Below are 13,265 nucleotides of genomic sequence, written 5' to 3'. Positions count from 1 at the left end.
TCAGAATAGCTGTAGACGCCTTTCCCATGGCTGGCCGCATCGCGGGGATCGGGCGCTACGTTTTGGAAATCTGCCGGGCGCTTGACGAGCTCATGCCTGAGGCGGAATTTTTCCTGTACTCTCCGCAACCTCTGACGGTCGAGCCGCCTTCTGCGCGCTGGCAGGTGCGCATTGGCGGGAGCCGGGCGGCGAGTTCTTATGCTTGGCTCAAGTGGTCAGCGCGGGTGATGGCGAAAGCCGACGGCGTACAGGTATTCTGGGCGACGCGAACGATTTTGCCGGGGCGAACGGATGGGTTCCGCACTGTTTCGACGGTGCATGATCTCAATTACCGGATATTCCCCAAGTCCATGCCTCATGCAACACTATGGGCGCATCGCCTGTGGTTCGCGCGCGATGTGCGCCGGGCGGATGCGGTGGTGACGAATTCACGAGGCACGGCGGATCGCTTGTGCACGATGCTTGGCGTGGAGGCAGATGGTGTGGCGCGTCCCGGAGTTTCGGCTGTTTTCGGCCCACAGGCTCCGGAAGTTGTTTCGGCGCGTCTTTCCGCGCTCAACGTGCGCCAGCCGTACTTTCTGGCGGTGGGTACGGTTGAGCCGCGCAAGAACCTGGCCGCCTTGATGGAGGCCTTTGTTTCTTTGAAGCGTTCCGGTAGATTGCCAGAATACGCTTTGCTGATCGCTGGCAGCCGCGGCTGGCGAGGGCGACGATTACAAGTGCTGCTCCATGAGGCTGAGGTGTATGGTGTGCGCTGGCTGGGTTTTGTCTCCGACCATGATCTCGCAGCCTTGTACGCAGGTGCGAAGGCTTTTGTTTTTCCTTCCTTGTATGAAGGATTTGGGATTCCTGCGGCGGAGGCCCGCGCTTGTGGCGCCCGCGTTGTGGCGACAGATATGCCTGAACTGCGCGAAGCCGGTGGGCCGGAAGGGCTTTATATCGAACCCACCGTCGCAGGCATTCGCAAGGGTTTGATGAGCGCGGCTGGAGAGCGGCAACTTCCCAACCAATGGGAACATCCATTTTCATGGAAAGATGCGGCGGAAGTGATGGCTGCACAATTTAGGGCCTTGGCATGAGCTTGTTACATTGTAATGAACAACCGCGGGTGCTGTTTGTTGATCACAGTGGCCAGATGGGCGGTGGACAGAATTCCTTGGAAGCGTTACTGAGGCGGCTTTCAGTCAAGGCGCATGTCTTTCTTTTATCACCAGGGTCGTTGGTAGAAAAACTGCAACAGAAACATGTATCGGTAACGGTCATGCCTAATACCGATCAATTACTTTCACTTGGAAGTGAGACTTCACTTCTGAGTAGGTTGTGGGCTGTGCGCCGTTTACGGGGGATTGTCGGTAAATTGACTGCGGAGGCACGCCGTTTCGATGTGGTGTATGTGAATTCCAAAAAGGCCTTGTTGTTTGGAGCGCTTGCGGCACGCCGGGCGCGTCGGCCCTTAATTTGGCATCAGCGGGATGCGATGCTCACACCGCGGACGCTTCCAATGCGCGCGCGGCTATCGGAAAGCCTGCTCGTGCATTTGCTAAACCGCTACGCGTCGCGGGTGATCAGCGTGTCGCAGGCGTCGGCCGACACATTGATCGCTGCTGGGGGCAGGCCGGATTTGCCGATTGTCATTCACAACGGGCTCGATCCATCCCGTTATGCACAGCCCGTCGATCCCGCGGCGGTGAGGCGCAGCGCTGGCTTGCCGCTGGATGTGGCGTTGATCGGCTGCTTTGGTCGTCTCACGAGATGGAAGGGCCAAGCCGTTTTGATCGATGCCCTGGCGCACTTGCCAGAGGCCCATGTTGCCCTGGTCGGCGGCGCGTTCTTCGGTGAATCGGATTACGAGGCGGACTTGCGCTCGCGGGTTGATCGACTGGGTTTGACGGGGCGGGTGCATTTTCTCGGTCATCGCGACGATGTGCCGGCCCTGATGCGGGCGGTGGATGTGGTTGCGCATCCGTCCACTGAGTTCGATCCATGTCCAAGGGTGGTGCTGGAGGCATTGCATTCGGAAGCGCCATTGGTGGCGACTGCGGTTGGCGGCGTACCGGAACTGGTAGAAGATGGCGTGAGCGGTCTGCTGGTGCCGCCGAACGATGCGCCTGCGTTGGCGTCGGCACTGGAGCGCGTGTTGAGAGACAGAGATTTGGCCGCCCGCCTGGCAGCGGCGGGCCGGGAAAGGGCGCTGTGCCATTTCACGCTGGACCGAGTGGTGCGTGAGGTGGAACGGGTTATTGGCGAAACGATTGGGGCGGCCAATTGAGCCCCTCCAAAATTGTCTTCAACCCCAGGGGCGATCTGAAAAAGGAACAAAATCCGCTGGCTCTGGCCTCTTTAATTGGCTCTTTCAATTCCGCCACTCTGTATCGGGTCGCAATTTATAGGGCGGTTGGAGCATCGGCGAGTACGCTGCGGTATATCTCCATATACCGGTCGAGCATCATTCCCAGGCTAAAGACAGTCTCAGCGCGTTCCCTCGCAGCCACATGCATACGGCGCCAGAAATCGGTGTTATTTGCCAGCTTGCGCGCAGCGCTTACAAATGCGTGAATGTCGTCCTGCGGGCACGAAAGGCCGGTGGCATCGTCCTTCACGACTTCAGGAAGAGATGAGCTGCGCGCGGCGATCACCGGCAGGCCGCAGGATTGCGCTTCGAGGACGGTCAGCGGCAGACCTTCCAGTCGCGACGGAAACAGCAGGGCATCGGCCTGTTGGTAGGCGGTGATCAGGGCCTCGCCGGACAGTCGCCCCAGGCAGCGGCTGTTGGGCGGCAATGCAAAGCGTTCGTGTGCCCTGTTGCGGTCGGCGGTGTAGAGCAGTTCAAAATCGTTACCCAGCTGTTCCATGATTGGCGCGAGCAGATCCACGCCTTTGCGGGTGCTCCAGTTGCCCACATAGAGCAGACGAAAGGGGCGGTTCGGCTCTTGCCTAGTGGCGGGATGGAAGCGCGTCGTATCGACCCCGTTGTAAATCACTTGGATGCCTTCAATCCCAAAGGCTCTTTGGGCCGCCTGTGCGGTATAGCGGCTGACGGCCACGATGCACGCGGCGCGGGCGAGGTGCGAAGCTTCAACCTGTTTGATCCAAACCGCGTGGTAGAGTCGCTGCGCCAGCCGTTTGTAGGGTGCCAGTGCCGGGTCGTGAACGCAAAAATGCAAAGTGGTGATGAGCGGCAGGTCGCGCGGCAAAAAGCGGGGATGCAGCCAGGAGTTGGCGTGGACGATATTGGCCCAGGCGGGCGGTTTGGGCTTGGGGACGGTCCAAGGCGCGTACTCGGCCCGAAGCGGCAGCCAGGTGATCTGGGCGCGGATCCCACGCGCGTTGAGACCTTCGGCCAGCCGCTCTGTGAAGACGTCCGTGCCGCTTCCGGCGCGCACGGCAGGAAACCACACGGCTGGCTGGGGAGGGCTGGGAGGTCGTGGGTCTTTCATGGTGTGCATTTCCGCCAGATGCCACAAATCCAAACAACCGGGCCATGCTGCAACAAGAAAATAAATCTTCCTCCCTAATGGATGTGGATGTCAACCGTTGGCTCCGGTTACGCCAAAAGCAAGATCCACCTCCATGTTGTGCCCCTGCACACGGGCCGGCGGGTCAAAGGCCTGAAAGCTCATCTGAATGGAAGTGCCACAAGAATCTTCCCTGGAGCCTGGATCTCCGTTTCGCCTCGGGCGTAAATATGAGTCCTGCTCTCCCGGCCAGAAGCCGTGTTCCGACAACAGCCTTAGAGGATTCTTGGTTGGGAAGAGTTTTTGCTAAAGAGCCTTCCCAAGGTGCTTCGTCCAGGCGTTCGGCGCGCCTCTGGAGCCGTTTCTGCAATCTGCCAGTGTTTGGCGTTAATGGGCTTCTCGGGAGGTAAAGCCGCCGCTCGCCTCCATCCGCCGAGCGATCTCCCTATCTTCACTGGCCCTTGCGCCCAACCCCTTGGGCGTTCTGCGGCGGCCCGAATCCAGCAAGGCTTCCAAAGCCGACACCACCATCAGCCGAACCGGAAAAGAGCCTGCAGGATAAGCCTTTTCACCCCTGTCCAAATCGGAAGGCCAGGCCGAGAACATCACGGTATCCCTTGAACCCACTCCCATGCCTCCCAGCCCAGGCATCCCGAGGCAGGGAGAACCGGGATGTCATCAGTTTGACATGGGGCTGCCAAATCCTTCGGCCCTTGATGTTTTTCGTCCATTCGAGGAAATGGAGGCATTTTCCCGCCCTTGGGGGATTTTTTGTCCCTAGGTTCATCGCATTTTCCAGTACGAGACGCGTTCTTGGAGGCGGAGAAAGCCGGCAACCGCCGCAGCACCTCGACGCTCGCAAATAATCGGCCGGTCCCTTTGTCGCCCCTATCGTTACATACCGTCCTTGCGGTCATGCTTCAAGCGTCTCCATCTTGCGAACGGAAGGACCTCAGCGCTTCTTTGCTGGGAGGGATTGCAGTCGGATCAATTTATCGAGCGCGTCAAAATACTTCTGATGCACATGGTTTCAGCAAGCGAAATATCGATGATGTCGCAGGGGTCCAGCCGGACCTTGTCTGTTCATTGGCCGCTGTCTCCTTAGTCCGCATGGGCAATGATTTTCCTATCCCAATAGCGCAAGTGATGACGTCGGTGGGATCCAAGTGATTTCAAGGGGTCGGACGATGGTGTCATGGACTGCCGGACCGAATTGCGCGAAAAGGTGTTTCTGGCATGGGAAGTGCTAAGAGATGATGGGAAGTAATACCGAGTGATAGCACGATCGGAAAAGAACTATGGGGGGAGAACTTCCGGGCTTCTGCTCCGTGATTTCTGCGCTGGGCAAAAGCTGAGACAGACGCTGCGAAAGCCATAAGGCAGGACACAATGCCAACTGAATTGGATCTTCAGACGACGGCCCCCGCGGGTCACCCGTGGTGGTGCTCGCGTCAGCCGCTCAGGAACCGTTCTTGGGCGCTGGCGCTTTGCCCTCTGTGCCAATGAAGGTGAGTCACCTACTCCTTGTTAAATTTGAGTTGGGCGGGTAGGAGAGAGGATCGGATGACATCAGTTCAGAATCGGCAAACAAGGGTAGGAATGGGGGTAACGGAAGGGGCCCGTAGGGCGTCTGGATCAACAAGCCTTCGAGCGACGCTGTAAGAGTCTAGCATTTTACCGGAGGTGTCTCATTTTCATTGACACATTCCGTGCGACTGGGACGCATGGAGCCGAAAAAAGTATCGACCTGCGGGAAGATCTGGATGTTGCGAAGATAGCGGACAAACAGACTCAAACCACCCCGCCCGGTGATCGTCTCCTTGGTCACTTCCACGCCATCGATTGTCGCTTTACTATTCGTCGCTCCCGTGCTATGGCTCATATTCAATCTCCCACCTTTTGGGTTAAACGTGTGCAGTATGTGTTGCCTGAATAACTTCACTATACCATACCTTTAGCCCATTAGGTGGGATTTTTGCTCCCAAATCGCTCAATTTAGGAGAAAGTTTGCGGTTCTGGGATGCGATACAGAATGAACAACAAAGGTGCCGTGAAGCGCTACCATACCAGCACAGGGTTTTTTCGTATGTTGATCGAGGATACTATTTAGAACAACTAAGAAGGCTCTGGCGATTCTTTCGAAAGGACAAAGTTTTGGTTATTAAACATGAGTACCAGAAATATCAACCAAACGAGGCTCTTAGGGAGGTATGCCACTTGCTTGAGGTGGATACTTTTAAGAACGTCAATACCAGAGAAGTCCATTCTCGACCCTATACATCAAAAATGAATGATAAAGAAAGGGAATATCTTCGGTCAATTTTTGAGTATGAGATAAAAGGCATAGAGCGTGAGCTTGACTGGGATTGCAGTGATTGGTTAGGTGAATGAGCTGAATCAATGAACTACGATTGAATGAACTTAATTGCATGTATTCGGAACTCATTTGGGGGCATTACTTTTTCGGGTCATCGCCTTTTCAAGGACTGAAAAGCCCTCATGACGATGCCATCTCAGACATTTTCGAACACACCGCACCCCCTTATGGCCGAAGGAGCTTTCAGGCTTTTGCGGCGGCGATCCCTACGCTGGACAAAATTTGAGATAAACACTTCGAAAAGCGTGAAAAGCGGGACAATGCCGACCAAACTGCAGCTTCAGCCGACGACCGCTCCGGATCACACGCGCTGCCAGATAGATCAGCTCCTGCATCACGGTCTTTATGCGACGCCGCTTGGCCCGATGCCGTACAGGCGAAAAATGGGCCAGTAGCCCGGTTTGGCCCAGGATGCGCAATATGTTGTAAGCCAATCCGCCCAGGGTCAGCACCAGCGCATTAGTGGCAAACTTTCCAGACAGCAATCGTTCCAAGTCCAAGTCGGACTTGATCTCACTGTGAAACTGCTCACTCAGACCCCGCTTCTCGTACAACCGGATTACTTCATCTTCAGGGACGGAAAGCGACGTCCACCAGCCCTCCAGATTGATATCAGGCCGGATCAAGATTTGTCCCTTGCTATCCGATATCCTCTCGGTCACCCGGATCACCAGCCAAAACCGATAGGTCCTCTCTTCATGGTGTCGCGTTACCCACGTGCTGAAGATCGCCACTTTCTTGCCAGCCCGGGGTTCACACACACGGCCTTCCCTGAACGCCCGATCACGCCAGGAAAGGATGTCCGCCCTGCGCGGATTCCATCGGATGATGAAGCTCACCTTGGGATGTCGGCGAAGCTCCACAAGCGTTTCCAGGGCATCATGAGCCGCGTCCGTTCGCACCAGCAGGGGCTTGCGGGTAACCTTGCGGGCATGCCGCAACGTCTTGCGCAAAAAGTCAACAAATCCGCTCTGAGAATGCTGAGACCCAGGGCGAAGCTCCAGGCCCACACACCATCCCTCCTGGCCAAGGTAGGCCCCGATCGGCGCATATCCGTCATAGTCCTGGTACGTCCGCGAAACTCCTTCTTTCTTTGTGTCGGAATTGTCCAGGCAGAAAACATCCAGGTCCAAAGGCACGTGCCCCGTGGAAAGAGCTGTCACGGGAACCTGGATCCTCTCAAGCAGTTCTATGTTACTTAAGCTGGCAAGGCGTTCGAAAACACTCGCGTGCTTGTCCAAACGTTGCCGCATGGTTTCTTGCGAAGGAACCTTCTGAATGTCCAGAGCCTCTTTGAACCAGTCATCGCTGGAAACGCCCGCACCGGCTTCAAAGTCACTCTTGCCCAGACACAGAAGGTCCAAGTAGGTCTTGACCACATCCGCGTGTGAGATCATCGACCGTCCTGTAACTTCCTTTTCCAACCGCTCGCACAGACTCGTGTACCCGTTGATCAGATTCCCCACAAGGGCCAAGCCTGCCCGCTGTAGAAGGCCTTCGAAGATTGTTCGATCTCAATTTTCTTCATAAGTGCACCTGCCGGGTGAAAATGTGACAGGGGACCATATAACATAAAAAAGGGTTACATTCAATAGGATGTATTCGCTAAGATAGTGGGATGTATATGCGCAAACTCACGGAGTAAGGTAATAGGCCAATATAGCTATGTTGTTTGGGTACAGGAAAATTCCCTTACACGCTGAACTAAGACAAAACCTTTTTGTTATTCCAAATTGGTGGTCCAGTCGAATTGGTTGGCATGAAAAATGTATGGCTGAATCCTCGCAATCGAATAGCACCTAAAATCCTTGCTTCGGAAGTGCAAGGAGGTCGCCGTGGTCGTCTTTTACATTCTGTGCTGCTGGCAAACAAAACAGCGAGCAGCAAGTTTGAAGAATCGGATTTTCTCCCTTGCCGACCGCTGACTTTGTCATGTTCAAGTACCAAAACAATGGGAGGTATGGGTCATGCTATTTTGTATCGCCGGGATGCATCGATCCGGCACATCGATGATTACGCGTCTCTTACACATTTGTGGGATGTATTTGGGCAGAGAACATGATCTTCTGCCGCCGCAACCCGACAACCCGCAAGGTTTCTGGGAAAACAGGGGCTTTGTGGAAGTTAATGATCGTCTGTTGGCATCCCTAGGAGGATCTTGGATGGATCCTCCTGACACGGACAAAGACTGGGTTCACAGTGCTCACCTGGAGCCGATCCGTGCGGAAGCGAAACGACTCCTTGCACCGCTGAGAGTTCGCTTTTTTTCGGGATGGAAGGACCCCCGTAATTCGCTTACTCTACGATTCTGGCAAACGATGGCTCCCGAACTAAAAGTCGTGGTACCACTTCGGCATCCCTTGGAGGTGGCGCAGAGCCTTAATCGCCGTAACGGATTGAATTTGATTCGCGGGATGCAGTTGTGGTATATATATAACATGCAATTATACCAAGCTATGAACGATAGTTTTTATGTTTTGGAATATGGTGATGTATTAAGAGATCCTTGTGGGGAATTATCCGGGTTGCTTCAATGGGCTCAGATATCTGTATCTCGTAGAAGGATATTGGATGCGGCACAGACTGTCCGGACAAATTTAAGGCATCATGACCACCAGAAATGCGATAAGCAGATTCCCCATGGTATGACCCACGTCTTCGCCTTGTATGAAGCCTTAAAAGAATGCGCCGAAAAAAAAGCCGGTCCTACCGAGGATTGGGGATCAATACGGGGGCGACGCATTCCGGCTCAAGGACGTGGAGGCAAGTATCCCGTTTCTCTTTCTGAAACCACCTTCGGAGATGGAAACATGCCTGCTCGCGACCGCCGTTCGTTTGGGAAGGCGGACCGGGGGCACTTTAGGGACGATGGAGCCGGCCAAGCCCCCGGGTTGTTTTACGGCGAAAAGGAGTCATGCGCACCTTTGTGTTCCATTGTCATACCAGTTCACAACCAGTTGGCTTACACGGACAAGTGCCTAAGGTCCATCGCTCGGTGCGGTTCCGGTGGACCGGATTTCGAGGTGGTGGTTGTGAACAATGGATCCACCGACGAAACAAGGATGTTTCTGAAGAAAGTGGAAAAGCGCTACCCGTTTCTCAAAATTATTCATCTAGAGCGAAATGGTGGGTTTGCCGTTGCATGCAATGTGGGAGCACGTGCCGCGCGTGGCTCCTTGTTGGTTTTTCTAAACAACGACACCGTGGTGCTTCCGGGTTGGTTGGATGCTCTTGTGGAAGCCTACAGGCAAGACGACCAAGTGGGGATTGTCGGGGCCAAATTACTTTATCCCGATGGGACGATACAACACGCCGGAATTGCTTTTCGCTGGATTGAGTCAAAAGGCCTTCGTTACCCATGGCCCGTTCATGTTTGGCGCGGTGCTCCATCCACCGCTGCGGAGGTGAACCGAAAAAGAGAGGTGGAAGCGGTGACCGGGGCGTGCCTACTTATCAGCAAAGATCTCTTTGAGAAATTGGGTGGCTTCGACCAATCCTATTATATGTACTTTGAGGATATAGATCTTAACTTGAAGGTTCGATGCCTGGGGAGGAAAATCATCTATTGCCCAGAGAGCACCGTGATTCACTTCGAGGGTAAGTCATCGCCCGATCAATCTGAAATCAATAGGTTAAATCATCGAAGCTATCAAAGATTTTATCAGAAATGGCGTCATGAGCTTGAGGGTGGTTTTTCTTCTACGGAAACGAGTGGGCCCTTGGCTTTTCCAAACCGACCGGATGAAGGGAAGACAGGGTACTCGACAGGCTCCAAGGGCCTTCGGGGAATCAGGTGGCAAAGTCCTGTTTGGAATTTCAACGGACATGCATCTCATGCTCGAAAAGTGATTGCAGCCTTGCAGCAAACGAGAATTTTCTTGTCCGTTGTGCCTACGGCGCCGGATAAGCTTTTTGTTCGCCACTTAACACCATCAGAGATGGCCATGTGGAACGAACTCATGCGAAAGCCAGTAGGGCAAGGAGCATATCTATGCTTTGCCGTACCCAATTTAGAAGACGGAACCGATGCTTTTAGAGCCTGGCGCGAAGCAAACCCCGGTTTTGATACGTATGTGGGGATTACGACTTTTGAAACCGACAGCCTTCCTCCGGGATGGGCCGATGCCTGTAACGGGATGGATGAGCTTTGGGTGCCCAGCACCTTCAACAGGGAGACCTTCGCGCGGGGGGGCGTGGATCCGAGTCGGATCCACGTGTTTCCCACCAGTATCGATACCAACGTTTATGACCGGCGTCGTGTTGTCCCGCTCAGCATAAAGAATCGACGTGGTTTTGCATTCTTGTCCGTATTTCAATGGACTCATCGCAAGGGCTGGGACGTGCTCCTGCGTGCCTATCTCTCGGCGTTTGAGCCGGATGAAGATGTTTGTCTCATCCTTAGAACCTATCCCTACAAAATCAAGGAGCCTCCCATCAGAGAGCGAATGGAAACCTATATTCGAAACTTGGGTGTCGACCCTAGGGAGACGCCACCGATCATTTTGCTCGATAAATTCATTCCCGAAAAGTTCATGCCGTCGCTGTATGCCACCGCGGATGCTTATGTGCTACCCAGCAGGGGGGAGGGCTTCGGACTTCCTTACATGGAGGCCATGGCCATGGAGCTTCCCGTTATCGCCACGCGCTGGGGCGGCCATCTGGACTACATGAATGACGACAACAGTTATCTGGTCGATGTGGAGGGGTTGCGGCCTGCGGATTCTCAGTTGACTGCAGAAACCTCCTATTATGCTGGAGACCAGAAGCTGGCCGAGCCGTCCGTCTCTCACACGGCGGAACTGATGCGCCATGTTTTTGACAACCGAGACGAAGCGCTACAACGGGGCCGGGCGGCACGCCAGCATATCCTGAATCATTGGAACATGGAGCGTGCCGTTCGCTGGTTTCAAAACAGATTGGCCTGGATCCATTCCTGATGCGAGTGATTCCGGCGATACCCGCGAGGTGCCGATGATGAAAGTTGCCCGGGGACGGCTTCGACCGATGGTTAACTGGCAAGCGCCTGTGTACGATCCCAGTGGCTACGGCGAGGAGGCCCGTCATTTGATCAAGCACATCCAGTGTGTTTGGCCCCTTCGCGTGGACCCGATAGGCCGGTTTTCTACAGACTTTGTTAAAGGCATGGCCGATGGGGAAAGAGAGCTCTTTCGATCCCTGGAGAATCGGCCGCTGCCAAGGGAATATATCAATCTCATCCACATTCCTGCCTACGGTTTCCACCGTGATGAGAGAGCGCTCTACAATATCGGGAGAACGGTGTTCGAGACGGATCGGATTCCTCCCTTGTGGGTGGATGCCTGTAACAGGATGGATGAGATTTGGGTACCCACCCGATTCAACGTTGAGACCTTTTGTCGAAGCGGGGTCAAAGTCCCCGTGCATACGGTGCCGGAGGGGGTTAACTCTGAATTTTTCAAACCCGGTCTGAAACCTCTGTCCATCCCAGGGCGCCGGGCTTTTGCTTTTTTGTCCGTTTTTGAGTGGAGCTACCGAAAGGGATGGGATCTCTTGTTGAAGGCCTGGGCGGATGTTTTTTCTCCCGGAGAGGATGTATGTCTTATTCTTCGAACCTACCCCATCAATGCAACGGACTGCCATAACGCCAGCCAATTGATTCAAGCAAGAATCCGGCAGTTCCTCAGGGAACATGTGGGTAAATCTCCCAGCGAGGTGGCACCCATTATCGTCCTCGGTGCTCAAATACCCGCCGGCGACATGCCGCACTTGTATGCTTCAGCCGATGCTTTTGTGCTTCCTTCGCGCGGTGAAGGCTGGGGACTTCCTTACATGGAAGCTATGGCCTGCGGCTTACCCGTGATTGGGACGGCTTGGGGGGGGAACATGGCTTTCATGAATGAGCGCAATGCTTATCTCATTGATATCGATGGCTTGGAACAAGTTGGGACTCGAATGGATATTGATTTCTATCGCGGACACTATTGGGCGGCTCCATCATTGGACAGCCTAAAGACACTCATGCGCCGTGTGTATGACTACCCCCATGAAGCGAGACGGAAAGGAGAGCGGGCCCGTCGGGATGTGGTGGAAAAATGGCGCTGGGAATCGGCCGCTCAAAAAGCCCTGGATCGCCTGGAGGCCATAACACATAAGTTGAAAGCAAGGAATTCGGACTCCGCGATCCTGACCCCATCAGCAAAGAAAAAATCTTCCATTGAAGTTATATGGGAAGGCCCACAGCTTGTGTACAGTTCCTTGGCTCTTGTCAATAAAGAGATTTGCCTTCGACTTATGGATCAAGAGGATGTGAAACTCTGCATCATCCCCGAAGATTCATCTCACCAGTCCATCCATGAAGATGTTACGACCAGGTGTCTTGCTCAAAGATTCTACGGAAGTTTTGGATTGGAGCATTGCGTGCATGTGAGGCACGAATGGCCTCCGAATTTCTGCCCACCCCAACGGGGTCACTGGGTTATGATTCAGCCGTGGGAGTACGGTCGGTTGCCTCGAGAATGGGTGGAACCCATGAGCTCTTTGGTAGATGAGATATGGGTTCCCAGCCGTCATGTTTGGAAGGCCTATGTGTCCAGCGGCATTCCCGCCGAACGGGTTCAGGTCATACCGAACGGTGTTAATCTTGACATCTTCCGACCTGCTGTTACGCCCCTTGACCTGGATACAAGGAAACAATTCAAGTTTCTTTTTGTGGGGGGGACAATTTGGCGTAAGGGGATCGATGTTCTGCTGACCGCCTACCGGAGAATATTCACGCGTTCCGATGATGTGGTTCTTGTCATAAAGGATATGGGACAAAATTCATTTTATCGCGGGCAGGGAGCATTTGAACATATCCGAAAGATTCAAGAAGATCCAGAAAGCCCCGAAATCCTATACATCACAAACGACTTGGATCAGTATACCATGCCTGCTTTATACAAGGCGTGTGATTGTCTCGTGCATCCCTATCGTGGCGAGGGGTTCGCTCTGCCGGTATTGGAGGCCATGGCCTGCGGTCTTCCAGTGATTGTTACCCAAGGCGGGGCCACGGACGACTTTTGTACGCCTGCCACCAGCTACAAGGTTCGCGCCGTGCGAAGAAGTTTCACGTCGCCTTCCATCCAGTTCGCGGGGGGGGCTGGCTGGATTCTCGAACCGGATGTGCGGGATCTAGAGCGAATCCTGGTCCATGTCTTTAAGAACCCCAGAGAAGCCAGAGAGAAGGGGGAAAGAGCTGCCGAGCAGGCATGCCGTCATCACAGCTGGGACCGAGTCGCCGGGCTGGTTTCCCGAAGGATTCATGAGATCGTTCAAAAACCCATTATCCGATTTGTCCCTCGATAACCAAGGCCGAGGTGAAGTGCTTTTCCCTGCCAACCCCTGATCCGGTCCTACTTAAAAGTCGTAGCTCCCAAAGAAGCCGGTGGATTGCAGCGGGCTGGGCTTCCAAACGA

Annotated in this window: 6 protein-coding genes and 1 pseudogene; 4 read left to right on the top strand and 3 right to left on the bottom strand. The window is 54.3% G+C overall.

Going from position 1 to position 13,265, the window contains the following annotated elements; genetic code table 11:
* Nucleotides 1–26: 26 nt before the first annotated feature.
* The gene (locus B9A12_RS07235) at nucleotides 27–1,079 is read left to right on the top strand and encodes a glycosyltransferase family 4 protein (protein ID WP_170920422.1); all 1,053 of its coding nucleotides are present in this window, start codon (nucleotides 27–29) and stop codon (nucleotides 1,077–1,079) included.
* Nucleotides 1,076–2,269, top strand: coding sequence for a glycosyltransferase family 4 protein (locus B9A12_RS07230; protein ID WP_084057221.1), 1,194 nt, complete (start codon nucleotides 1,076–1,078; stop codon nucleotides 2,267–2,269). The genes B9A12_RS07235 and B9A12_RS07230 overlap by 4 nt, the downstream gene beginning before the upstream one ends.
* 115 nt (nucleotides 2,270–2,384) lie before the next feature.
* Here B9A12_RS07230 and B9A12_RS07225 read toward each other — a convergent pair whose 3' ends face one another.
* The 3 genes and pseudogenes from B9A12_RS07225 to B9A12_RS07215 form a co-directional block, all read right to left on the bottom strand.
* Nucleotides 2,385–3,437, bottom strand: coding sequence for a glycosyltransferase family 4 protein (locus B9A12_RS07225; protein ID WP_084057285.1), 1,053 nt, complete (start codon nucleotides 3,435–3,437; stop codon nucleotides 2,385–2,387).
* A gap of 1,684 nt (nucleotides 3,438–5,121) precedes the next feature.
* On the bottom strand, nucleotides 5,122–5,337 hold the full coding sequence (locus B9A12_RS16915; protein ID WP_170920421.1) for a hypothetical protein: 216 nt from the start codon (nucleotides 5,335–5,337) through the stop codon (nucleotides 5,122–5,124).
* 701 nt (nucleotides 5,338–6,038) lie between these two features.
* Nucleotides 6,039–7,360, bottom strand: a pseudogene (locus tag B9A12_RS07215) (IS1380 family transposase).
* 439 nt (nucleotides 7,361–7,799) lie between these two features.
* Here B9A12_RS07215 and B9A12_RS17785 point away from each other — a divergent pair.
* Both B9A12_RS17785 and B9A12_RS07205 read left to right on the top strand, forming a co-directional pair.
* The gene (locus tag B9A12_RS17785) at nucleotides 7,800–10,769 is read left to right on the top strand and encodes a glycosyltransferase (protein ID WP_084057218.1); all 2,970 of its coding nucleotides are present in this window, start codon (nucleotides 7,800–7,802) and stop codon (nucleotides 10,767–10,769) included.
* Nucleotides 10,770–10,896: 127 nt separating this feature from the next.
* Nucleotides 10,897–13,155 carry a glycosyltransferase gene (locus B9A12_RS07205; RefSeq protein WP_170920420.1) on the top strand — a complete coding sequence of 753 codons (2,259 nt, stop codon included), beginning with the start codon at nucleotides 10,897–10,899 and terminating at the stop codon, nucleotides 13,153–13,155.
* Nucleotides 13,156–13,265 lie beyond the last annotated feature (110 nt).

This window comes from Desulfacinum hydrothermale DSM 13146 (assembly GCF_900176285.1).
GTDB classification, from domain to species: domain Bacteria; phylum Desulfobacterota; class Syntrophobacteria; order Syntrophobacterales; family DSM-9756; genus Desulfacinum; species Desulfacinum hydrothermale.
The sequence above is the reverse complement of the archived record's forward strand: the minus strand, read 5'-3'. Positions and strand labels throughout refer to the sequence as shown.

Coding starts and splice junctions, on each gene's coding strand:
- B9A12_RS07235 (WP_170920422.1), top strand. CDS start 27: ATGGCTGGCCGCATCGCGGGGATCGGGCGCTACGTTTTGGAAATCTGC.
- B9A12_RS07230 (WP_084057221.1), top strand. CDS start 1,076: ATGAGCTTGTTACATTGTAATGAACAACCGCGGGTGCTGTTTGTTGAT.
- B9A12_RS07225 (WP_084057285.1), bottom strand. CDS start 3,437: ATGAAAGACCCACGACCTCCCAGCCCTCCCCAGCCAGCCGTGTGGTTT.
- B9A12_RS16915 (WP_170920421.1), bottom strand. CDS start 5,337: ATGAGCCATAGCACGGGAGCGACGAATAGTAAAGCGACAATCGATGGC.
- B9A12_RS17785 (WP_084057218.1), top strand. CDS start 7,800: ATGCTATTTTGTATCGCCGGGATGCATCGATCCGGCACATCGATGATT.